General features: G+C 72.3%; 18 protein-coding genes, 2 tRNA genes, 1 pseudogene and 1 riboswitch. Of the genes and pseudogenes, 12 read left to right on the top strand and 9 right to left on the bottom strand.

The genetic code is table 11. The features are described 5' to 3' along the window. Positions 1-319: pseudogene (locus AB0B29_RS21420) on the top strand (DEAD/DEAH box helicase); the annotation flags it as partial. 235 nt (positions 320-554) lie between these two features. Then, positions 555-627: transfer RNA gene (locus AB0B29_RS21425), tRNA-Lys, on the top strand. 60 nt (positions 628-687) lie between these two features. Here AB0B29_RS21425 and AB0B29_RS21430 read toward each other — a convergent pair. Continuing rightward, positions 688-1,536 (bottom strand): RNA polymerase sigma factor SigF, encoded by an 849-nt coding sequence (locus AB0B29_RS21430; RefSeq protein ID WP_362242036.1) that lies wholly within the window; start codon positions 1,534-1,536, stop codon positions 688-690. 340 nt (positions 1,537-1,876) lie between these two features. Then, complete coding sequence (locus AB0B29_RS21435) at positions 1,877-2,371, bottom strand: MarR family transcriptional regulator (protein WP_362241933.1); 495 nt, start codon at positions 2,369-2,371, stop codon at positions 1,877-1,879. A gap of 263 nt (positions 2,372-2,634) precedes the next feature. On the opposite strand from AB0B29_RS21435, the gene AB0B29_RS21440 reads away from it, so the two are divergent. From AB0B29_RS21440 to AB0B29_RS21460, 5 genes are all read left to right on the top strand, one after another. Next, entirely contained in the window at positions 2,635-3,807 is a 1,173-nt protein-coding gene (locus AB0B29_RS21440) for a PP2C family protein-serine/threonine phosphatase (RefSeq protein WP_362241936.1), read from the top strand. A 145-nt stretch (positions 3,808-3,952) separates the two neighbouring features. After that, complete coding sequence (locus AB0B29_RS21445; RefSeq protein ID WP_362241939.1) at positions 3,953-4,864, top strand: STAS domain-containing protein; 912 nt, start codon at positions 3,953-3,955, stop codon at positions 4,862-4,864. Continuing rightward, positions 4,861-5,274, top strand: coding sequence for an STAS domain-containing protein (locus AB0B29_RS21450; RefSeq protein ID WP_362241942.1), 414 nt, complete (start codon positions 4,861-4,863; stop codon positions 5,272-5,274). The genes AB0B29_RS21445 and AB0B29_RS21450 overlap by 4 nt, the downstream gene beginning before the upstream one ends. Beyond that, positions 5,274-5,717: an anti-sigma regulatory factor gene (locus AB0B29_RS21455; protein ID WP_362241945.1), complete on the top strand. Its 444-nt coding sequence runs from the start codon at positions 5,274-5,276 to the stop codon at positions 5,715-5,717. Before AB0B29_RS21450 ends, AB0B29_RS21455 begins: the two co-directional genes overlap by 1 nt. Next, complete coding sequence (locus AB0B29_RS21460) at positions 5,717-6,790, top strand: ATP-binding SpoIIE family protein phosphatase (RefSeq protein WP_362241948.1); 1,074 nt, start codon at positions 5,717-5,719, stop codon at positions 6,788-6,790. Before AB0B29_RS21455 ends, AB0B29_RS21460 begins: the two co-directional genes overlap by 1 nt. A gap of 257 nt (positions 6,791-7,047) precedes the next feature. Here AB0B29_RS21460 and AB0B29_RS21465 read toward each other — a convergent pair whose 3' ends face one another. From AB0B29_RS21465 to AB0B29_RS21475, 3 genes are all read right to left on the bottom strand, one after another. After that, complete coding sequence (locus AB0B29_RS21465; RefSeq protein WP_362241951.1) at positions 7,048-7,548, bottom strand: MarR family winged helix-turn-helix transcriptional regulator; 501 nt, start codon at positions 7,546-7,548, stop codon at positions 7,048-7,050. Positions 7,549-7,666: 118 nt separating this feature from the next. Next, positions 7,667-8,308, bottom strand: a complete 642-nt coding sequence (locus AB0B29_RS21470) for a GTP cyclohydrolase II (protein ID WP_362241954.1) — start codon at positions 8,306-8,308, stop codon at positions 7,667-7,669. Between the two features lie 133 nt (positions 8,309-8,441). Continuing rightward, positions 8,442-8,957 carry a MarR family winged helix-turn-helix transcriptional regulator gene (locus AB0B29_RS21475; protein ID WP_362241956.1) on the bottom strand — a complete coding sequence of 172 codons (516 nt, stop codon included), beginning with the start codon at positions 8,955-8,957 and terminating at the stop codon, positions 8,442-8,444. A 77-nt stretch (positions 8,958-9,034) separates the two neighbouring features. On the opposite strand from AB0B29_RS21475, the gene AB0B29_RS21480 reads away from it, so the two are divergent. The 4 genes from AB0B29_RS21480 to AB0B29_RS21495 all read left to right on the top strand — a co-directional run bounded on the left by AB0B29_RS21480 (position 9,035) and on the right by AB0B29_RS21495 (position 12,987). After that, entirely contained in the window at positions 9,035-10,165 is a 1,131-nt protein-coding gene (locus tag AB0B29_RS21480; RefSeq protein ID WP_362241959.1) for a dihydrofolate reductase family protein, read from the top strand. A gap of 66 nt (positions 10,166-10,231) precedes the next feature. Continuing rightward, positions 10,232-10,305, top strand: a tRNA-Met gene (locus tag AB0B29_RS21485). 288 nt (positions 10,306-10,593) lie between these two features. Then, positions 10,594-10,750, top strand: a riboswitch (cyclic di-AMP (ydaO/yuaA leader). A gap of 11 nt (positions 10,751-10,761) precedes the next feature. Beyond that, positions 10,762-11,802 carry a M23 family metallopeptidase gene (locus AB0B29_RS21490; protein WP_362241962.1) on the top strand — a complete coding sequence of 347 codons (1,041 nt, stop codon included), beginning with the start codon at positions 10,762-10,764 and terminating at the stop codon, positions 11,800-11,802. Between the two features lie 240 nt (positions 11,803-12,042). Next, entirely contained in the window at positions 12,043-12,987 is a 945-nt protein-coding gene (locus AB0B29_RS21495) for an aldo/keto reductase (protein ID WP_362242039.1), read from the top strand. A gap of 128 nt (positions 12,988-13,115) precedes the next feature. On the opposite strand, the gene AB0B29_RS21500 is transcribed toward AB0B29_RS21495, so the two are convergent. The 4 genes from AB0B29_RS21500 to AB0B29_RS21515 all read right to left on the bottom strand — a co-directional run bounded on the left by AB0B29_RS21500 (position 13,116) and on the right by AB0B29_RS21515 (position 18,505). After that, complete coding sequence (locus AB0B29_RS21500) at positions 13,116-14,468, bottom strand: PrsW family intramembrane metalloprotease (RefSeq protein ID WP_362241965.1); 1,353 nt, start codon at positions 14,466-14,468, stop codon at positions 13,116-13,118. 59 nt (positions 14,469-14,527) lie between these two features. Beyond that, positions 14,528-15,451, bottom strand: a complete 924-nt coding sequence (gene trmB / locus AB0B29_RS21505; RefSeq protein WP_362241968.1) for a tRNA (guanosine(46)-N7)-methyltransferase TrmB — start codon at positions 15,449-15,451, stop codon at positions 14,528-14,530. Positions 15,452-15,734: 283 nt separating this feature from the next. Further along, the gene (lhgO, locus tag AB0B29_RS21510) at positions 15,735-16,925 is read right to left on the bottom strand and encodes an L-2-hydroxyglutarate oxidase (RefSeq protein ID WP_362242042.1); all 1,191 of its coding nucleotides are present in this window, start codon (positions 16,923-16,925) and stop codon (positions 15,735-15,737) included. A gap of 155 nt (positions 16,926-17,080) precedes the next feature. After that, positions 17,081-18,505, bottom strand: a complete 1,425-nt coding sequence (locus AB0B29_RS21515) for an MFS transporter (RefSeq protein WP_351641439.1) — start codon at positions 18,503-18,505, stop codon at positions 17,081-17,083. A gap of 893 nt (positions 18,506-19,398) precedes the next feature. Between AB0B29_RS21515 and AB0B29_RS21520 the strand changes: the two genes are divergently transcribed. After that, on the top strand, positions 19,399-21,516 hold the full coding sequence (locus tag AB0B29_RS21520; RefSeq protein WP_362241971.1) for an asparagine synthase-related protein: 2,118 nt from the start codon (positions 19,399-19,401) through the stop codon (positions 21,514-21,516). Positions 21,517-21,596 lie beyond the last annotated feature (80 nt).

The following is a 21,596-nucleotide window of genomic DNA, read 5'->3' on the forward strand; positions in this document are numbered from 1 at the left end:
GTCCTTCGAGCGTCGTGACGACCGTGGTGGTCGTGGCTTCGAGCGTCGTGACGACAACCGCGGTGGCGGTTTCCGCCGGGACGACCGTCCGGGCCGCTCCTTCGAGCGCCGCGACGAGCGCGGTGGGCACCGTGGCAGTGACCGTCCCTTCAACCGGGACCGCCGTGACGACCGTCCGGGTTTCCGTTCCGGCGGCCACGACCGTCCCGGCCACGACCGTCCCGGCCACGACCGCCCGTACGGCCGTCGTGACGACCACCGGGGTGGCGGCTCGTTCCAGCGCCGCGAGGACAAGCCGCGCTGGAAGCGCAACGGCTGACATCGGTGCGTAACCGCTGACATCAGCGCATGAGGAGCGCCGTGGCTCCGTCCCAACGGGCGGGCCACGGCGCTCTGTCGTTGCGGTGGGCTCTTCCGGGTCGGTGCGGACATGGCCGAACCGGTGGATCCGTGGGTGTCATCGGCCCGGTTCGTCCCTTTGGCAGGGCCGCGACCCGGATACCCGATCGGGAACTCGGCGTGGTCCGGCTATGCTCGTGGGGGCAACATCGCCTGGGCCCTTAGCTCAATTGGCAGAGCAGTGGACTTTTAATCCATTGGTTGTGGGTTCGAGTCCCACAGGGCCTACGAGGAAGCCCCGGTCCGGAGATGATCCGGACCGGGGCTCTTGTCGTTCCTGGGGCGGGGTCAGCCGGTGGTCAGCATCCCCGACCGCAGCCGTGCCACGGTGCGGGAGATCAGCCGGGAGACGTGCATCTGCGAGATGCCGAGCCGGGCGCCGATCTCCGCCTGGGTCAGCTCTTCCACGAAGCGCAGGTGGAGGATGAGGCGCTGGCGTTCGTCGAGTTCGGCGACGAGGGGGGCCAGGGCGTGGAAGTCCTCGACGAGTTCGAGGGCCGGGTCCTCTTCGCCGATGAACTCCGACAGCGTCGTCTCGCTCTCGTCGGGGTCGCCGGTGACCGTTGCGTCGAGGGAGGAGGACAGGTAGCCGTTGGCGGCGATCTGGGCCTCGACGACCTCTTCCTCGGACAGGTTCATCAGGGCGGCCAGTTCGGCCACCTTCGGGGCGCGGCCGAGGCGGGAGGCCAGTTCCTCGGTGGCTTTGGCGAGTTCCGTGCGGGCCTCCTGCAGGCGGCGCGGCACGTGCACGGCCCAGGAGGTGTCACGGAAGAAGCGCTTGATCTCGCCGATGATGTAGGGCACCGCGAAGCTGGTGAACTGCACTTCGCGGGAGACCTCGAACCGGTCGATGGCCTTGATCAGGCCGATGACGCCGACCTGGACGATGTCTTCCATCGACTGGCCGCTGGTGCGGAACCGGCGGGCGGCGAAGCGCACCAGCGACATGTTCATCTCAATGAGCGTGTTGCGGGCGTACTGGTATTCGGGTGTGCCCTCCTCGAGCACGGCGAGCCGGCCGAGGAACTGTCCGGTCAGCTCGCGCGCGTCCTGCGGGGCGAGCTTCTGGGGCTCGGCGATCTGCGGCAGCTCCTCACCGGTGTAGGTGGCGGAATCCGTCGTCGTGCCGATGCGCATGGTCGCCGTCACGGGCCCTCCCTGTCATTCCGGCCCGCTCCGATCCCCCGACAGGCCACCTCCAGCGCCGTTACCCGCCCTCGCCGCGGTCATGCCCTGCATATGCCCCGGCGAGACGTTGACCACAGTCGGCGCAGGTCGAGGCGGTGGCGGGGTACCCGGACCTGTGCTGCGAGGGTACGGGCAGGGAGGGTGGGCGGTGTGTGCGAGAGAAGACCGCAGGAGTAGTGAAGCGGACAGTTGCCGTTTGACAACTATAGGTGGAGAGCAACAGCCTAGGCGTGCCGAACGCGCGCGGGGAAGAGACCGGAAGGGAAGACTCCGTGCGGCGGCGCGTCAGTCAGGCAGTCCGGGCACCGGACGAGCGGGAGTCTTCGGAGTCGTCGTGTATCTGGGCCGCCGCCGCGTCGCAGAACGCCTCCAGCCCCTGCAGCAGGGCGACCCGCTTCGCCGCGGGCATCTGGTCGAGCACGGCGCGCAGCGCCTGCTCCCGGCGCACCCGCAGGTCGTCCAGGAAGGCGCGGCCCCGGCCGCTGAGGTGCAGGCGGACCTCGCGCCGGTCGGCGGGACTCACCTCGCGTTCGACGAACCCTGCCGCCTGCAGCCGGTCGCACAGCCGGCTGGTCGAGGGCGGTGTGGAGGCGAGGGAGTCGGCGAGGGTGCGCAGGTTGATGCCCTCGTGGTGTTCGAGGATGAGCAGCACCCGCAGTTGGGACGCGGAGGCCGGCGCGGTCGAGGCCCGGCCCCAGAGGACCTCCAGCAACTCCGCGGCCGTGGAGGTCACACGGGCGACCTCTGTCGGCTCAGGGCGGGGTCGGAGGGAAGTCACAGTCACACTCTCGCAGGCACCGGGATGGGCGTCAGCGTACTAGTGCCGCGGCGGGCGACGTCCGCCCCGTCGCGGTGCCCGGTACTCGCCCAGGCTCTTCGAGCGGGGGCATCCCCGCTCGCCGCACCTTCGGCCCGAGGGGGCGCACGGCGCCCGACGTGGCACCAGGCGTGAGGTGAACCGCCCGGGACCCGCATCCCCGGCCCGTGGACCAGGACCGATTTCCGAGGACGCGTCGGCGTCCTCTCGAGGATGGTGAACAAACCCCCGTGAACACGATCACGAGCAGATTCGTGGCCGCCGAGCGCGCCCTGCGCACGGCGGCGCCCCATCAACTGCTGGACGCGGTCCGTCGTGTACTGACCGATCAGTACGCGGCGGACTCCGTCGAGCTTTTCCTGGCCGACTACGGACTGACGGTGCTTCAGCCGGTGTCCGTGCTTCCGCAGACCCTCCAGCCGGTGTCCGTGCACAACAGCCCTGCGGGCCGGGCCTTCGGGGCGCAGGAGCCGTATGTGGAGACCCTTTCGGGCGACCTCGCCCGGGCGCATCTGCCGGTCACCGTGCGCGGCGACCGCCTGGGGGTGCTGACCGTGTCCCTGCCGGGCGCGGAGCACGCCGAGGGCTGCTTGGGCGAGCTGGCCGAGATCGCCCAGGTGCTCGGGCACGAGGTCGTCGTGGCCGAGCGGGACACCGACCTGTATCTCCAGGCGCGCCGCCGGGACCGGCTCACGCTGGCCGCCGAGATGCAGTGGCAGTTGCTGCCGGGCCGTTCCTGTGCCCGCCCCGAGTACGAGCTGGGGGCACAGCTGGAGCCGGCGTACGCGATCTTCGGCGACAACTTCGACTGGTCCGCCTCGGCCGACCGGCTCAGTCTCTACGTCACCAACGGCATGGGCGAGGGCATTGAGGCCTCCCTGCTGACGAACCTGGCGATCAACGCGCTGCGCAACGCGCGCCGGGCCGGGCTGTCCCTCGACGACCAGGCGGCCCTGGCCGACCAGGCGGTGTACGCGCACTACCGGGGCCGCTGCTACCTCTCGGTGCTGATGCTCGACTTCGACCTGGCCACCGGCCGGGTGCGGGCGGTGGACGCCGGGTCGCCGCAGATGATGCGGCTGCGCCGGGGCGCGGTGGAGCGGGTGCCCTTCGACGCCCAGCTGCCGCTCGGCATGTTCGAGGAGACGGACTACGTGATCCAGGAGTTGTGGGTCGAGCCGGGCGACCGGCTGGTCTTCGTCAGCGACGGGGTGTACGACGTGGCCTCCCCGGGCGGCGAGGCCTACGGGGACGCCGCCCTGGCCCGGGCCATCCAGTCGACCCGGCTGCTGCCGGCCGCCGAGGTGCCCCGGGCCATCCTGCGCGAACTGACGGGCCACCGCGGCCAGTCCACGCCCGATGACGACGCCCTCGTGGTGTGTCTGGACTGGCGTGGGCGGTAAGGCACGGGGCAGGCGCAGGTCGGGGGCGGGAGTGGGCAATTGTTTGGTGGTGCCGTAGGTCGGCACTAATGTTTGTCATACGGCAAGTAACGGCTGAGGCGCCGTCGCGCGACCTCGGTCCGGCCCGTGCAAGGGAGCGATACAAGTGTCGGTGTCGGAAGAGAACGCGGAGCACGAGCCGGCCGCGTACCAGGTGAGCGCCTTCCTGGAACGGCGCCGGGAGCAGATCGCCCAACGGTGGGCGGATACCGCGCTGTTCCGCACGGTCTTCACCGTGTCCCGGGACGAGGCGGTGGAAGCGGGCCGGGCCGTGACCGCGGCGCTCGCGGCCGTGGCGGCCTCCGGGCGGCTGGACGACCTCCGGGCGTCAGGGTTCGAGGCCGTGCGCGACCAGCTGGGGCGGATGGCCGCCTCCCGCGCCCGGACGGGCATCGACTCGGACGGCGTCGCCAGCGAGGTCGCCGCGCTGCGGGAGCCGGTGACCGAGCTGCTGCGCGCCGAGTTCGGGGCGCCCGACTCCCCCGAGGCGAACGAGGCGGTGCTGGCGCTGACCGTGCTCATGGGCACGCTGCGGCTGGTCGTGATGGAGACGACCCTCAGCGCCGGCGAGGAGCTGATCGCCCGGCAGCGCGAGCAGCTGCACGAGGTGGCCACCCCGGTGATCAAGCTGTGGGAGAGCACCGTCGCCGTACCGCTGATCGGCACGCTGGACAGCGCGCGCAGCCAGGTGGTCATGGAGAGCCTGCTGGACGCGATCGTCGCCGAGCGGGCCCGGTACGCCATCCTCGACATCACGGGCGTGCCCACGGTCGACTCGCTGGTGGCCCAGCACCTGATGAAGACCGTGGCGGCGGCGCGGCTGATGGGCGCCGAGTGCATCGTCTCCGGCATCCGGCCCGCGATCGCGCAGACCATCGTCCACCTCGGCATCGACCTCGGCACGGTGCTCACCCGCTCGAGCCTGGCGGACGCGCTCGCCTACGCGCTCAGCCAGCAGGGGGTCGAGATCGCACCGCTGAGGGCGGCCGGCGCGGCGGCGGACGCGGGCACGCGGTGACCGGGTTCGCGGGACACGGGCCCGCGGGCGGACACGGCTTCACCGTGCCGGTCCTCCAGCTGGGCGATGTCCTGCTCGTCACCCTCCAGGGGGAGTTGCACGACGGGATGGCCGAGCAGCTCCAGGAGGACATCACGGCCCGGATCTCGCACAGCCGGGTGACCGGGGTGGTGATCGACATCTCCGGTGTGGAGATCGTCGACTCGTTCCTGGGCCGGGTCCTCGCCGAGATCGCCGCCGGAGCCAAGCTGCTGGCGGCCCGTACGGTTCTGGCCGGGATGCGACCGGCCGTGGCCATCACTCTGGTCGAGCTGGGGCTCACCCTGCCCGGCCTGCGGACGGCCCTGGACGTCGAACGTGCGATGGAGCTCCTCGGAGTGACCACGCGCCGGGGCGAGGGGAGTCCGTGATGCAGGCTTCCCGCCATGCCGGTCCGGCCAGCCTGCCGATCGGCTCGGACGCCGATCTGGCGTGGGTTCGGCAGCAGGTCCGGCAGGCCGCCGCCGAGCTCGGCTTCGGGCTCGTGCAGCAGACCAAACTCGTCACCGCGGCGAGTGAACTGGCCCGCAACACCCTCGTCCACGGCGGGGGCGGCCATGTGAAGATCACCCCGCTGGACGCCGGGTCGTCGCAGGGGCTGCGGCTGGACTTCGTCGACACCGGCCCCGGCATCCGCGACCTGGACCAGGCGCTGACCGACGGCTACACCAGCGGTGGCGGGCTCGGGCTCGGCCTGAGCGGGGCCAAGCGGCTGGTGCAGGAGTTCGAGGTGGACAGCACGCCCGGTGAGGGGACCACCGTCACCGTCACCGCCTGGGCCACCGTCGTGCCGCCCTCCCGGACGGTGCCGTGATGAGCAGGGTCTGGGACGTTCCGGTGGAGGACGACTCGACGCGGGTGCGGGACGTGCGGGTGGCGGCCGAGGAGGCCAGCGCCTGCGCCGGCCTGCCCCCGAACCGCACGGCGACCGCCGCGCTCGTGGCGACGGAACTGGCGACCAACCTGCTGCGGCACGCCGAGGGCGGGCGGGTGCTCATCAACCTCGTCGAGCGGGCCTACGCCGACGGCCCCCGGACGGCCGTGCAGCTCGTCTCGCTCGACCACGGGCCCGGGATCCCGGACGTCGCGGCGGCGATGCGCGACGGCTACACCACGACCGTCGCCGCCTCGCTCGGAGCCGGGCTGGGGACGTGCCGGCGCATAGCGAACGACTTCGATCTGCACAGCGCGCCGGGCCGGGGCACCGTCGTGATGGCCCGGATCGGCCACGAGCCGGCCGTCCGCAACCAGGGGCCGCCCCCGCCGGGTCCGCGCGCCGGGGGTGTCAACGTCCCCCTGGGCCGGGCCGAGCAGTCGGGGGATGCCTGGGGCCGGGTCCGCGCCGGTGACCGTCTGACCCTGCTGCTCGCCGACGGGCTCGGTCACGGGGCGAAGGCCGCCGAGGCCTCCGCCGCGGCGGTGAAGGAACTGCGCGGCCTGGCGGAGCTGCCGCCGGTCGAGATCCTGCGCAGTCTGGGCCGGACCCTGCGCCCCACCCGGGGCGCGGCCGTCGCCGTGGCGCAACTGGATGAACGCGAAAGGCAGTTGAGTTTCGCCGGGATCGGCAACGTCGGTGCCCGGCTGCGGACCGACGGCACGTGGAAGCCGCTGCTGTCCCACCCCGGCATCGTGGGCGCGCAGGCGCCGGCGTCCGTGCCGGTGCAGCGGGTGCCCTGGCACGCGGACAGCCTGCTGGTGCTGCACAGTGACGGCCTGCCCAGCCGCTGGACGCCGCCCGACGACGGCGTACTGCCCGGCTGCGACCCGGCGGTGGCGGCCGCGGTGGTCCTCCGGGACGCGGGGAGCGCGGCCCGCCCGGTCCGGGACGACACCTGCGTGGCAGTCCTCACCGCCGGCGGCGTGAGCCGCCACGGTTCGGGGGCGTGAGGGGCTTTTGCGGCGCACTGCTGGTCGAGGGTGCGGTCGGGGTTCGGGGGTCTGTGCCCGTTGCAGGGCATCGCCGAAGGTGGCTGGCGCCGCGGCTCGGGGCCGGAGGGCGTTTGCGGCGAAGTGCCGGTGGTGGGTGTGCCGTCAGGGTTCGGGGGTCTGGCGGAGTTCCGCGTCGCTTCGGTGGGCTGCGCTGTCGAAGCTCACCGGTGGCCGGTGGAAGTCGCCGTCCCTGCGTCCCTACGTCTTTCCGGCGCTCATTCGGTCCTGTCGACGTCCGGCACCACCGTGTCCCGGGCTGCCAGGAACCCCCGCAACCCCCTCCGCAGCGCCGCCCGTTCGGCCGGTTCCATCGCCGCTAGTGCGGTGGCCAGGGCTTGGGCGCGGCGGTCGGCGACATCGCGCAGTACGTGCCGCCCGTGTGAGGTGAGCCACAGTTGCACCACGCGGCGGGTGTCGGGGTGCGGGGTCCGTTCCAGGAGGCCCGCCGCGCCCAGACGGTCGCAGAGGCGGCTGGCCGTGGGGAGGCCGATGTCCAGGCCGTCCGCGAGGGCCGTCAGATTCAGGCCGGGCGCCGCCTGCACGGTGCGCAGGGCCCGCAACTGGTGCGGTGACAGCCGCAGCGGCGCCTCCTGGGCGGCGATCGACCACAGCTCCGCCAGGCTCTCCACGGCATCGGCGATCTGCGCGGCGACGGCCTCCGGTCCCTCGCCCGGTCCCTTCGCCCGGTGGTCGCCGGGGCCGCAGAGATCGGTCACGAAACGGTCACTTCCAAAAAGCTCCGGGTATTGATGAGGTCACCCTCTTGCAAAGGCTGTACCCGAGGAAGCGAGGGGCAAGCAGCCCCGTTCAGTGCCCGGCCGGACCGGCGACCGCTCAGCCGGCGGTGAGCTCCGCCAGCGCGGCGAGCGGCAGCGTGTGCTGGGTCTGGAGGACCTTCGCGCGCAGGTAGCGGACGTTGTGGGCGGTGGTGAAGACACCCGTGGGGATCCGCTCGCGGACGTCGACGCCCAGGGACCGCAACTGCCCCGCCTTGTCGGGGTTGTTGGAGAGCAGGTCCAGTTCGCCGATGCCAAGGGCCCGGAGCATCTGGGCCGCCGCCGTGTAGTCGCGGGCGTCCTCCGGCAGCCCGAGCGCCGCGTTCGCCTCGTACGTGTCGAGCCCCTCGTCCTGCAGGGCGTACGCGTCGAGCTTGTTGTAGAGGCCGATGCCGCGGCCCTCCTGGCGGAGGTAGAGCAGCACCCCGCCACGCTCGGCGATGCTCTCGACCGCCTCGCGCAGTTGCGGGCCGCAGTCGCAGCGGGCCGAGCCGAACACGTCTCCGGTCAGGCACTCGGAGTGCAGCCGCACCAGCGGGACCGGGCCGGGCTCGCCGAGGATCACGGCCACGTGCTCCTGGCCGTCGGCCAGCCCGTGGAAGGTGACGAGCTCGGCGTCCGCCTCGTAGCCGTCGTGGAAGCGCAGCGGGACCCGGACGCGGGAGCGCGGGGTGGCGATGACGGCAGGGGTGTCGGGCATGCGGGGCCTCCGGGTTCCGTTTCCTGTTCGGCTGCACAGCCGTACTGCTTCAGATTTGAAGCAGATCCACGATCGGAACCCTACTCTTGCTTTAAATTTGAAGCAACGAGAATCCGGGACGGTGTGGCGCGCGTCACGAACAGGCCGTCGAAGACCTCCGCCGCCACGGCACCTCGTCCGCCGCCGCCCGCGCCCCGTCCTCCTGCAGCCCCTGCGCGATCGCCGCGGAGATCTCCTCGAGCTGGCCCACCTGCTCCTCGCTGAGGCGGTCGAACAGGGAGCTCCGCACGGTCTCGACATGCCCCGGCGCCGCACGCTCCAGTACGGCGAAGCCCTCGTCGGTCAGCGCCGCCACACTGCCCCGCTTGTCGTAGCGGCAGGCCTCGCGCCGCAGCATGCCGTCCTTCTCCAGCCGGGTGACCGCGTACGTCAGCCGGCTGCGCGTGATCTTCAGCCGCTCGGCGAGATCGGTCATGCGCAGTCGTCGCTCGGGGCACTCCGACAGGACGGACAGGATGGAGTAGTACAGGTGCGGCATGCCGGCGTCCTGCTGGAGCTGCCGGTCGATCGCGTCCTCCAGGAGCAGCGAGGCGGCCATGTAGGCGCGCCAGGCGCGCTGCTCCTCGGCGGTGAGCCAGCGAGTCGTCATGCCGCCAGTGTAGGTTTGTTTCAAACTTGAACCAAGCCCCGTCCCGTCCCGCCGTCCCGACCAGCCGCGGAGCACCGATGCCTCACCCGTACGTCCTGCTGTCCGCAGCCGTCTCCCTGGACGGCTACCTGGACGACACCGGACCCGACCGCCTGCTCCTGTCCAGCCCGGCCGACTTCGACCGGGTCGACGAGGTGCGGGCCTCCGTCGACGCGATCCTGATCGGCGCCGGCACCATCCGCGCCGACAACCCGCGCCTGCTGGTGAACTCGGAGCGGCGCCGGTCCGCCCGCACGGCCGCCGGCAGGCCCGAGTACCCCCTCAAGGTCACGGTCAGCGGCTCCGGTGACCTCGACCCGGACGCCCGCTTCTGGCACACCGGTGGCGAGAAGCTCCTCTACACCACCGACCAGGGTGCCGAGCGGGCCCGTGCGCTCGGTCTGGCCACCGACGTCGTCCCGCTCGGCGCCGACCTCGACTGGCGGCTGCTGCTGACGCACCTGCACGACGTGCGGGGCGTGCGGCGGCTGATGGTCGAGGGCGGCGGCCTGATCCACACCCAGCTCCTCACCCAGGGCCTGGCCGACGAACTCCAGCTGGTCCTCGCCCCGCTCTTCGTGGGCGACCCCCGGGCGCCACGGCTCTTCGGCCCCGGCGGCTACCAGGGCGGCCGGCTCCGGCTGCTGGAGTCGCGGCGCATCGAGGACGTCGTCCTGATGCGCTACGAGCCGACCGCCCCGGGCGCCGGCGCCCTGCCCACCGCCGCCGACCACCACTGGCTGGCCCGCGCCTGTGAGCTGGCCGAGCGGTGTCCGCCGTCGGACACCGCGTTCAGCGTGGGCGCGGTCGTGGTCGCCGCCGACGGCACGGAACTGGCCCGCGGCCACTCCCGTGAGGGCGGCGACCCGGTGGTGCACGCCGAGGAGGCGGCCCTCGCGAAGGTCGATCCGGCCGACCCGCGCCTGCCCGGCGCGACGGTGTACAGCAGCCTGGAGCCGTGCTCCCACCGCGCCTCCCGCCCCGCACCCTGCGCACGGCTGATCCTCGACGCGGGCGTCCGACGGGTCGTCACGGCCTGGCGCGAGCCGGACACCTTCGTGACGGACGCCGACGGCAGCGGCCTCCTGGCGGCCCGGGGGGTGGAGGTCCTCGTCCTCCCGGAGCACGAGGAGCAGGCCAAGGCCCCGAACCGCCACCTGCTGAGCTGAGCACGGGCCGCAACGGCGGGTGTGTGCGAGCGGTCCTGCGGATGGCGTACACTGGTGACACAACGACGCGGGGTGGAGCAGCTCGGTAGCTCGCTGGGCTCATAACCCAGAGGTCGCAGGTTCAAATCCTGTCCCCGCTACTGAAGGCCGAGGGCCGGAATCCATAGGGATTCCGGCCCTCGGTGCTTTTCTCGGTACTTCATCACGTTCGGTGAGCGAACCACCCCGTTCCGCGTAACAACTGACACACCGTCAAAACCCGTCAGTCACTTGTGGGGCGGTCAACTCGCCCGATTTAAGCCGGTCATGGCAGGTAAGTCCGCGCGAAAAAGGTTAATGATCAAGTGGAATCGCTGGAATACCCCCCGCGCCTCCATTAACGTTCGATAACGCAGCGCGGTCGTCCCAGCCGTCACAGAAGGCGGCTCCGTGCGCACGCGCCGAATCTCGAAAGGGAACCGGGGAACCACCACTTGGGGTGAATCGGGCGGATACCGCCGTGGAAGCACGGCAGGTATACGCGCGTAGGAGACCTTCCTGCTCCGAACCCGTCAGCTAACCCGGTAGGCGAGAAGGAAGGAAAGGAGTACGCCCACGTGGCGTCCAACCGGCCTGCCCCCACGGCCCCGTACGCGCCGAAGCGCGAGAACGACACCTTCGGCTACGGCGGTCAGCGCACCGACGAGGGCCCGTTCCAGGAGTGGAACCCCACCGAGGAGTCCATCCGTCCCGTCCGTGGCCGGCATCGCGTCACCAAGCAGCGCGGCGGAGGCCTCGCCCGCAGCTCCACCGTCCTCGGCGTCGGCGTCATAGCCGCCGTGGGTGCCGGCGGCATGGCCAGCGCCCAGACCGGCAAGCCCCCGGTGTCCATCTCCGTGCCGGACCTGCCCTCGGTGGGTTCCCTCATCTCGGACGACGACACCCCCGAAGGCTCCGCCACCCCGCTCAGCAGCCTCGGCACCGCCACCGCGGACACCGCGAAGGGCACGTCCGGCGCCCACGCCGGCGCCGGTGACGCGCTGCGTGCCCGGATCATGGCGCAGGTCGAGCACCAGCAGGAACAGATCGAGTCCAAGGCCGCGCAGGACGCCGCGGCCGCCGCCGAGAAGGCAGCGGCGGACGCCGTCGCCAAGGCGGAGAAGGAAGCCAAGGCCAAGGCCGCCGAAGCCAAGAAGAAGGCGGAGGAGGAGGCGGAGAAGAAGGCCGAGGCCGAGCGGCTCGCCTCCCTCGCCAAGCAGTTCACGCTGCCGACCTCCTCCTACACCCTCACCTCCACCTTCGGCCAGGCCGGCGCCTACTGGTCCTCCGGCCACCACACCGGCCTCGACTTCGCCGCCCCCACGGGCACGCCGATCAAGGCCGTGCACAGCGGCACCATCACCGAGGCGGGCTGGAACGGCTCGTACGGCTACAAGACCGTCCTCACCCTCGATGACGGCACCGAGATCTGGTACGCGCACCAGTCCTCCATCGGCGTCAGCGTCGGCCAGAAGGTCGGCACGGGTGACGTGATCGGCCGGGTGGGAGCCACCGGCAACGTCACCGGGGCCCATCTGCACCTCGAAGTGCACACCGGCGGATCCGCGAGCGGCATCGACCCGATGGCGTGGCTGCGCGGCAAGGGACTGAACCCGTAAGCGGTACGCGCGCGTTGAAGCAACGAGACTGAAGACCGACAGCCCTGACGACGGCCCCCGACGTCAGGGCTGCCGGCGTTCTGGCGTAGGGCCATCGGCGTTTCGGCGTGGGGCCCCGAGGTTTCGGCGTAGGGCCGTTCTGGCGTGTGGGGCGGCGCGGTGCATACGGGCCGGAGTGTTTACAGGGGTTTTGCGTTCGCTGCGGAATGAGGCGTTCCTCTCCGGGTGTTGACGTGGACTATGACTCCTCTGCGCAAGCTCGGCTCTTCCGACCTCGAGGTCTTCCCGCTCGCCCTCGGCGGCAACGTCTTCGGCTGGACCGCCGACGAGGACCAGTCGTTCGCCGTACTCGACGCCTACACCGCCGCCGGCGGCAACTTCGTCGACACCGCCGACGTCTACTCGGCGTGGGCCGACGGCAACCGGGGCGGGGAGTCCGAGACCATCCTCGGCAAGTGGCTCGAGGCCCGGGGCAACCGCTCCGACGTGGTCGTCGCCACGAAGGTCAGTCAGCACCCCGACTTCCAAGGTCTGTCCGCCGCCAACATCACGGCCGCCGCCGACGCCTCCCTGCGGCGCCTGCGCACCGACTACATCGACCTCTACTACACCCACTTCGACCAGCCCGACGTGCCCGTCGAGGAGATCATCGGCGCGCTCGACACCCTCGTGAAGGCCGGAAAGGTGCGGCACATCGCCGCCTCCAACATCTCCGCCGAACGGCTGCGCGAGTCCCTGGAGTTCTCCGACCGCGAGGGGCTCGCCCGGTACGTGGCTCTCCAGCCGCACTACAACCTTGTCTCCCGCGACACGTACGAGGGTGAGCTCCAGGACCTCGCCGAGCGGGCCGGCCTCGCGGCCGTTCCGTACTACGCGCTTGCGTCCGGCTTCCTCACGGGCAAGTACCGGCCCGGTACGACCGTCGAGAGCGCGCGGGCGGGCGGTGCCGCCAAGCATCTGGAGACCGAGCGGGGGCAGCGGGTCCTCGCCGCCCTCGACGAGATCGCCGGGGCGCACGACGTGCCCGTGGCCACGGTCGCTCTCGCCTGGCTCGCCGCCCGGCCCACCGTCGCGGCGCCGATCGCTTCCGCACGGACGGTGGAGCAGCTGCCCGCACTGGTCCGCGTCGGGGAGCTGACGCTCTCGGAGGCCGAGGTCGAACGGCTCACCCGGGCTTCGGCCTGAGCGTCGGCGGATTCTGGGGCGGGGCGGTTCGGGCGTCGGAGGGTTCTGCGGGGTTCGGCCTGAGCGTCGGCGGGCTCTGCCGGGTTCGGTTTGGGCGTGACCTTTCGCGGGTCTACGTCTGAGCAGGCCTAGGTGCGGTAGGGGTTGTACGCGGGGTACGGCGTCGGCTGGTGGCCGTAGCCGTACCCGTACACCCCGTGGACCGGCCAGGGCGGGGCCACCACCGGGACCGGTGGGGCGGTGATCCGTGCCGCGTGGTCCAGCGCGGGGCGGGACACCTCCCGGCGGCGCCACAGTTCGCCGAGCAGTTCCCGCTCCCGTACGGCGAAGTCCGCCCGCGCGCTGCCCCGCCGGGCCCGGTGCCGCAGGAACGCCAGGGACGTCGCGTAGGCCTCGTACCGGGCCACCTCACGGGCCGCCGCCCGGCCCGCGTGGCGACGGGCGTACTGGCGGGCGATCCGCCGGGCCCGCATCGAGCCGAGCGCGTACGGCTCGGCCGGGGTCAGCCAGCCGGCCACGGCGTAGGCGGGCAGCTCCGCCCGTACGGTCTTCAGCTCCCGCTGCCGCGTCCAGATCACCAGCCACGTCAACAGCCCGAAGATCGGCACCATGAACGCCGCGTACACGGCGAAGAACCCGTACTCGCCGAACGCCGAGGAGCCGTTCCACATCGCGTGCATGCCCATCGCGAGCAGCAGCCCGCAGAGCGGGAAGGCGACGCGGCGCAGGTGCCGGCGGTCCGGCGAGAGTGCGGCGATGCCGAAGCCGATGCCGGTGAGGACCGTGAACAGCGGATGCGCGAACGGCGACATGATGATGCGCACGAAGAAGGTCGCCGCCGTGACGGAGGCGATGCCGGTGCCGCCGGTGAGCTGGTCGGTGCCGAACGCGGTGCCCAGGTAAAGGATGTTCTCCGTGAAGGCGAAGCCGGTGGCGGTCACACCGGCTATGACGACGCCGTCGACGATGCCGGTGAAGTCCCGGCGCCGGAAGAGGAAGACCAGGAGGACGGCCGCCGCCTTCGCCGACTCCTCGACCACCGGTGCTATCACCGTCGCGCCGAGGGTGTCCGCGCTGGACGGGTCCGCGGTCGCCGTTGCTATCCATCTCGTCGCGAAGCTGTTGGCGACGATCGCTATCAGGGCCGCCGCGCAGGCGCCCCAGGCGAAGCAGAAGATCAGGTTCCGCCAGGGGCCGGGTTCGACCCGGTCCAGCCAGCGGAACGCGGCGATCAGCAGGGGCACGGGGAGGACGGCCAGTCCCAGCCCGACCAGGAACCCCTCCGTGCCGGTTTCCTCGCGGACCAGGGCGAGGATGACCAGGCCGGATATCGCGAGGAGCGTGCTCAGTGCGCCGTAGCGCACCCAGGCGCGCTGCCACCAGTGGGCGTGCCGCAGGGAGCCGGCCGTGCCTGGGCCTGCGAAGGGGACGCCGTCGGTGGGACCGCTCGGGTACGACGGGTGTGGGGGACTGGTGGCCACGGAATTGACCCTAACGACGGATGGGCGCTGTCCGCAGGCGGGAAAGGTGCCAGGGGTGGTCAGGCGCCGGCGGGGGGCTGGTCCACGTGCTGTACGCGGCGGAAGAGGAGGTCGTTCACGACATGTCCCTTGTCCAGTCCCTGGCCCTCGAAACGGGTCAGCGGACGGAAGTCGGGACGCGGCGCGAAACCGCCGTCCGCCTGTGTGTTCTCGAAGTCGGGGTGCGTGGTGAGGACGTCGAGCATCTGTTCGGCGTACGGCTCCCAGTCGGTGGCGCAGTGGACGAGGGCGCCGGGCCGGAGGCGGGTGGCGGCGAGGGTGAGGAAGTCGGGCTGGATGATCCTGCGCTTGTGGTGCCGCTTCTTGGGCCAGGGGTCGGGGAAGTAGACGCGAAGGCCGCCGAGGGAGTCCGGGGCGAGCATCTCGCGCAGGAGGATGATCGCGTCGCCGTTGCCGACGCGGATGTTGGACAGGCCGTTGCGGTCGGCGAGGTTGAGGAGGTTGCCCTGGCCGGGGGTGTGGACGTCGACCGCGAGGATGTTCGTGGCGGGGTCGGCGGCTGCCATCCGGGCGGTGGCCTCGCCCATGCCGAAGCCGATCTCCAGGACGACGGGGTTGTCGTTGCCGAACAGCTCGGGCAGGTCGAGGGTGCGGCTGCCGTCGATGTCGAGGCCCCACTTGGGCCACAGACGCTGCAGTGCGTCCGCCTGACCGGCTGTGACGCGGCTGCGGCGGGGCTGGAAACTGCGGATCCGCCGCTCGAAGTGCGAACCGGCGGGGTCGGCCTTCGGCCCGTCGGGGAAGCGTGGCTCTCCCTTGCCTCGGGTGCGGCGGACGGAGACGCCGGGGGAGTGCGGCTGCGGGTCCGTGTGCGGGCTCGGGTCCGTGTGGGGCTGCGGGGCCGTGTGGGGCTGCGGGGCAGTGTGCGGGTTCGCGTCCGTGTGCGGGTTCGGGGCTTCGGGGGTGTTCGCGGAGTCAGACACAGTGCCTCTGATTTTACGGCTGCGGTGGGGCGCGTAGGCGCCGGTGGCGGGTCGGGGCCGCGCCGGGGGGTGTCCGTCCTCGGAACGGCGCGATGGGCTTGTACGCCGACTCGCTGTCCGTTGACGCGCCAACCGCTGCGGGCGGACACCCCCCGACACGTCCCCTTGTCGCCGTACGCGGGTGCGGGTGCGTCGTGACGCGTCCCGCAGCCGCACCGCCCCTGCTGCTTCCCAGGGCTGCGGGCCCACTCGGCGCTGACGGGAACGCCGAGTCACGCAGGCTTCACAGCGCGCTCAGTGCCCTCCTGGCGACCTCCCTGCCGATCGGCAAGGACGCGGTGGCCGCAGGCGACGGTGCATTGAGGACATGGACAGTCCTGGCGCCCTCGCGGATCAGGAAGTCGTCGGCCAAGGTTCCGTCGCGGAGGACCGCCTGTGCGCGCACACCCGCGGCCGTCGGGACCAGGTCGTCCTCGGACACCCCGGGCAGCAGCCTGCCCACCGCCTGTGTGAACGCCCTCTTGGACAGGGATCGCCGCAGCTCACCCGCCCCGTACCGCCAGTGGCGGCGGGCTATCCGCCAGGAACCGGGCCAGGTCAGGGTCGCGCCCAGTTCGCGCAGGCTCACCGTGCCCCAGCCGTATCCCTCGCGGGCCAGGGCCGGCACGGCGTTCGGCCCGACATGGACGCTCCCGTCGATGCCGCGCGTGAGATGCACCCCGAGGAACGGGAACGCCGGATCGGGCACGGGGTAGACCAGGCCGCGCACCAGCTCGGGCCGGGCCAGCTCGTAGTACTCGCCCCGGAACGGCACGATCCGGACGTCCGGGTCGTCCCCGGTGAGCCGGGCGATCTCGTCGCACTGCAGGCCCGCGCAGTTCACCAGGACCCGCCCGCGTACGACGTCACCCGCGGCCGTCAGCACGGCGACTCCCCGCTCGGGGCGCCGGTCGACGCGCACGACCCGGGTGCCGTAGCGGATCTCCGCGCCCGAGCCGTGGGCCAGCTGGCGGGCGACCGCGACGAAGTCGCAGATGCCGGTCGTACCGACGTGGATCGCGGCCAGGCCGCGGACCTCCGGCTCGTACTCGGCGATCTGCGACGCACCCAGTTCGCGGACCGGGATGCCGTTCTCCCGGCCGCGCTGCACGAGCGCGTGCAGGCGGGGCAGCTCCGCACGGTCGGTGGCGACGATCAGCTTGCCGGTGACCGCGTGCGGGATGCCGTACTCGGCGCAGAACTTGACCATCTCCGCCGCGCCCCGCACCGCGTAGCGGGCCTTGAGGGAGCCGGGGCGGTAGTAGATGCCGCTGTGGATGACGCCGCTGTTGCGGCCGGTCTGGTGGCGGGCCGGGCCCGGCTCCTTCTCCAGGACGGTGACACGTGTGCCCGGTGCGGCGCGGGTGATCGCGTACGCCGTCGACAGACCGACGATGCCGCCGCCGATCACCAGCACGTCGCAGTCGTACGCCATCCGCACCTGCACCACCTCCCGCTACCGATAGTGCACTGCGCCACTGACAGCGCCTTCAAACGCCGGGAGCACCATCGTCTCCAGGGGGGGCGGGGAACTGCGCGATCAGCCACGACCGGCCCGCGGTGACGAGATCACAGCAACCCGGCATCCGCTCAGGCGGGAGCCATCAGCAGCGGTCGTGCACGCTCACGGAGCTCCACGACCCGCGGCTCGTCGCCGTACGGCTCCAGCCGGTGCAGGAGGTCCTTCACGTACTCGGTGGTACGGGCCGAGGAGATCCGCCCGGCGACCTCCACCGCCCGCACTCCCTGCTCGCACGCCGCGTCGAGGTTTCCCGACTCCAGTTCGGCGACCGCGGAGACGACCAGGCGCAGGCCGTGCGAGCGGACGAACTCCTCCGTGGGCTGGGACAGGGCCTGCTCGGTGAAGCGGCGGACCTGGCGGGGCGCCTTGAGGTCGCGGTAGCACTCGGCGGCGTCGGCGGCGAAGCGGTCGTAGGAGTAGAAGCCGAGCCAGCTCGGGTCGTTGTCGCCGGGGCGGGCTCGCTCCAGCCAGCTCTCGGCCGCCTTCAGGGCGCCGCCGGCCGCCTGGGCGTCGTTCGCGCGTGCGTGCGCGCGTGCCTCGACGAGGCGGAAGAAGCTCATGGTGCGGGCCGTCGCCAGACCGCGGTTGCGTTCCAGGGCGGCCTGGGCGAGGTCCACGCCCTCGTCGCCGAAGCCGCGGTAGGTGGCCTGGAGGGACATGGTGGCCAGCACGTAGCCCCCGAGGGGGACGTCCGCCGCCGCCCGGGCCAGGCGCAGGGCCTGGATGTAGTAGCGCTGGGCCGCTTCCTGCTGGCCCGTGTCGAAGGCCATCCAGCCGGCGAGGCGGGTGAGTTCGGCGGAGGCGCCGAAGAGGGCCCGGCCGACCTCGTCGGAGTACGAGCCGAGCAGCAGGGGGGCGGCCTCCACCCTTAAGCACTCGGGGACCATCGACGAACGCCAGTCGCCGCCGCCGTACTTGGAGTCCCAGCGCCGCGCGTCCTCGGCGGCCTCCCGCAGCTTCTGCACATCGCTGTGGCCGACTTTGAGCGGTGCGCCGGAGCCCTCGCCGGGGCCCACGTCACGCGCGACCGAACTGTCGGCCGGGGTTATCAGCCATCGTGAGGCGGGCGTTGCGTATGCGCTCACCGCGAACGATCCCGCCAGCGACTGCCAGATGCCGCCGGAGCCGGCCCGGCGGCCGGCGAGGTCGAGGCGGTACAGGTCGGTCGCGGATCGCACCGCCTGCCCGACGTCCCGAGGGAAGGCGAGGCCGACCTCGGGTGCGGGGTCCGCGTCCGCCAGGCCGATCTCGTGCAGCGGCACCGGGCGGCCGAGTTTCTGGCCGATGGCGGCGGCGATGAGGTGCGGGGCGGCACCCTGCGGCACCATGCCCTTCGACACCCAGCGCGCCACCGACGTCTTGTCATAGCGAAGCGTCAGACCGCGCTGGGCGCCAAGGTCGTTGACGCGCCGCGCGAGGCCCGCGTTGGAGATTCCCGCGAGGGCGAGAACGGCGCCGAGTTTTTCGTTCGGCCCGCGTTGCTCCCTGGACATGCGCCACCCCTCGACACAGACGGCTGCCGTACTGGCATAACCACGCGGCATTCGTAAACCCAGCGTAGTTCGCCGCATCCCAAGCGTTAAGGGGCATTGTTCCGGTTGGCGGGATTGTGGTCCGTACTGAAGTACGGTTCAGATACGGGCTGTTGCGACGTGCTCCCATTGTGTGGCCGTGCGCCTGCCCGTGCGCTCTTCTCCGGCCATTGCGGGAGCGCTTCCATGGTCGTTGCGTGGGTCGGCCCGCTGTACTGGATCCAGTGGGCTGGGGGACACCGCCGCCTACATCCCCGCGGGCGGCGGAACGGTCCGGGAGGCGTGCTCCGTCTCCCGGACTGCGCGACCGGGTGGCAGGGCGCCGCGCCTGTACGGAGAGTGTTCGAGGCTGCGCGCGGGACACCGATTTGGCCGAAAACCGCCCCCGCCGGTCGCGGGCTATCAGGGCTCCGACCATGGCAGTTGAGGGCGCGTCGGGCGTGATTGGGGCGCGTTCCGGGGGCGCATTCGCGTCGCAGTAGTACTGCAGACATGTCGCTGGCGGGCCTTGATTCTTCGCCGCTTCTTCGTTTTGCTCTGCTTTTCCGGCGTCCGGTGCGTCGTCCTCTCCGTCCGGTCTTTCGTCCCGTCCCCTGTCCCGTCCCCTGTCTCGTTCCGCGTCTCGTCTTCCGTCTCGTCTTCTGTGGGGCGGGCGTCGTTTCGTTCGGCTTTCCGTCCGGATCTTCTTGTGGCGTGCGGGTGTTCGGGGTGTTCGCGACCGTGCGGGTGGCTCCGCCGGGGCGCATTCGGCGGAGCGCAAGCGGCGTCGGCATCCTCTGGAACGCCGCCTTCATGGCAGCATGGGGAACCGGTTCGTACGGTGCACTGGTTGTCCACAGCCTGTGGAGGCGGCGATGCGGTGGTTGGTGGGATGGAGCAGCACCGCCGCGGCAGCCGTCGCTGCCGGTTCGGCGGGGGCGACCGGCAGCGAGGGTGAGACGCTGCACCCGGTGGGCTCCCAACTCCTGTGGGGCGACCCCGATCCGCTCTGGGCGGTCGGTGACTGGCGCCCCGACGAAGTACGGGTCGTGAAGGCCGACGACCGGACCAGGATCGCCGTCCTCGGCATCTGCGGCGCCACCGACGAGCAGCTGCGCGTCGCGCTGTTCGCCGCGCGCGGCGGCGCACTTCGGCACCTGACCGCCTGGCCGGGCAGTTACACCGCGATCGTCCAGGTCGGCAGGCGGATCACCGTCTGCGGTGATCTCGCGGGCGCGCGGCCGGTGTTCCACACGCCCTGGGCCGGCGGTACGGCGTACGCGACCGCCGCGCTGCCGCTGGCCGACCTCATCGAGGCCAACCTCGACTTCGGGCATCTCGCCGCGCTGCTGGCGGCTCCTGACGTGCCGGCCGCGCTGCACGACTCCACGCCGTACGACGGCGTGAAGCGCATTCCGCCCGGGCACGCCCTCATCCTGCGCGCCGGGGCGCGCGAGATCGCCGGGTACGAGCCGGTCGCCTCGCTGGCCGTGGCGGCGCCCCCGGCCGATCCCGACAGCGCGGTCGACGCGGTGCGCGACGCGCTCGTGGAGGCCGTGCGGACGCGGTTGTCCGCCCCGCGGCACGTCCCCGGCGCCGACATGGACCCCGGCCCCGTGCCCGGCATGGGACCCGCCGAGCGGCGTGCCGCGCGCGGGATGCCGGTGCCGGGAATCGGCGCGGACCTGTCCGGCGGGCCCGCCTCCGGGGCACTGGCGCTGCTGGCCGCGGGTCTGCCCGGGATGCCGGGCACGGTGCTGGGGCACGGCACGGGTGCGGGGGAGCGGCTGCTGGCCGTCACGTTCAACGACCTCGCCGTCGGAGGCCGGGAGGCGGAACTGGAGCGCGCGGGCGCGCTGGCCGCGAACCCGCGGCTGCACCACGTCGTCGTGGCGGGCGGCGAGGAGACCCTCCCCTACGCCGACCTGGACGGGCCCCTGACGGACGAGCCCGGGCCGTGCCTGGTGTCGGCGGCGCGCCATCGGGCCCGGCTGGCGGCCGGCAGCGCGGACCACTTCACGGGCCACGGTGCGCGCCAGGTCCTGGACGCCCATCCCGCCCGCCTGGCCGACCTGTTGATGGACCGCCGACGACGGCATCTCGTACGGCCGGTCGCCGCCCTCACCAAGGCCGACGGGTCGGTGCTGGTGCCCGCGCGCGTGTACGCGGCCGCGCGGCGGTTGTCCCGCATGCCGTACCGGTCGGGGCTCGAGGCCCTCGCCGAGCGGCTGCTCGATCCCCGCTCCGACGACGGCCTCGACGCGCCCGGCGGTGCACTGGACGCGTCGCTCGCCGCGCTGACCTGGGGCAGACCCGGGCCGGCGGCGCGCTGGCTGACCGGTGAGGCGCTCGCCGAAGTATCGGTTCGCCTTCAGGCGGCCACCCACCGGTCGGAGCTGGTCGGGCCGGGACAGCGGCCTGGGGACTTCCGTGCGCGTGCGGCGCTCGCGCGGCATGCGGCGGACCTGCGGGTGTTGGAACAGGCGGCGGAGGTCCGCTTCCAGCGGCTGCACGCGCCGTTCCTCGACAACCAGGTCGTGCGCGCGGCCCGGGCCCTGCCCGAGGCGCTGCGGGTGCGGCCGGGGTCGCGGGCGGCGATCCTGCGTACGGTGCTGGAAGGGGCCGGGGTCCGTGAACTTCCGCCCGGCTGGGGCGCCCCGACCCAGGCGACGGCCGCGGCCGCGGAGCGCACGGGGCTGCGCGTGGCGGCGGACTCCCTGGTCGCCCTGTTCGACACCCCGCTGCTGGCGGAGGCGGGCCTGGTCGAGGCCCGCGTGGTCCGCAAGGCGCTGCGCGGCGCGGCGGCGGGCGAACCCCTCCCCCTGGACGGCCTGGCGGACCTGGTCTCCCTGGAGCTGTGGCTGCGCCGCCTCCTCGCCCGCCGCGGCACCTGCTGGACGGGCACCCCGGCACGGCAGCGGGCCGTCCCGGCAGGGATCGCACCGCAGCGGGGGGCGTTGGGGGCGGGGGCCGGTGGGGGGCGGCGGGTGTAGCGGTTGTGCGTGGACCTGCCCACACCCCCGCGCAACGCCCCGCACGGAAAACCCCCCGCCCCTCACCACCACCCCGGCGA

It is taken from the genome of Streptomyces tibetensis (assembly GCF_040647715.1).
In the GTDB taxonomy this organism is placed as follows: domain Bacteria; phylum Actinomycetota; class Actinomycetes; order Streptomycetales; family Streptomycetaceae; genus Streptomyces; species Streptomyces tibetensis_A.

What these genes read in the sequence shown, in the direction of transcription:
- AB0B29_RS21430 (WP_362242036.1), bottom strand. Translation starts at nt 1,536, where the DNA reads ATGCGCATCGGCACGACGACGGATTCCGCCACCTACACCGGTGAGGAG.
- AB0B29_RS21455 (WP_362241945.1), top strand. Translation starts at nt 5,274, where the DNA reads ATGCAGGCTTCCCGCCATGCCGGTCCGGCCAGCCTGCCGATCGGCTCG.
- AB0B29_RS21460 (WP_362241948.1), top strand. Translation starts at nt 5,717, where the DNA reads ATGAGCAGGGTCTGGGACGTTCCGGTGGAGGACGACTCGACGCGGGTG.
- AB0B29_RS21470 (WP_362241954.1), bottom strand. Translation starts at nt 8,308, where the DNA reads ATGCCCGACACCCCTGCCGTCATCGCCACCCCGCGCTCCCGCGTCCGG.
- AB0B29_RS21475 (WP_362241956.1), bottom strand. Translation starts at nt 8,957, where the DNA reads ATGACGACTCGCTGGCTCACCGCCGAGGAGCAGCGCGCCTGGCGCGCC.
- AB0B29_RS21480 (WP_362241959.1), top strand. Translation starts at nt 9,035, where the DNA reads ATGCCTCACCCGTACGTCCTGCTGTCCGCAGCCGTCTCCCTGGACGGC.
- AB0B29_RS21495 (WP_362242039.1), top strand. Translation starts at nt 12,043, where the DNA reads ATGACTCCTCTGCGCAAGCTCGGCTCTTCCGACCTCGAGGTCTTCCCG.
- lhgO (WP_362242042.1), bottom strand. Translation starts at nt 16,925, where the DNA reads ATGGCGTACGACTGCGACGTGCTGGTGATCGGCGGCGGCATCGTCGGT.
- AB0B29_RS21515 (WP_351641439.1), bottom strand. Translation starts at nt 18,505, where the DNA reads ATGTCCAGGGAGCAACGCGGGCCGAACGAAAAACTCGGCGCCGTTCTC.
- AB0B29_RS21520 (WP_362241971.1), top strand. Translation starts at nt 19,399, where the DNA reads ATGCGGTGGTTGGTGGGATGGAGCAGCACCGCCGCGGCAGCCGTCGCT.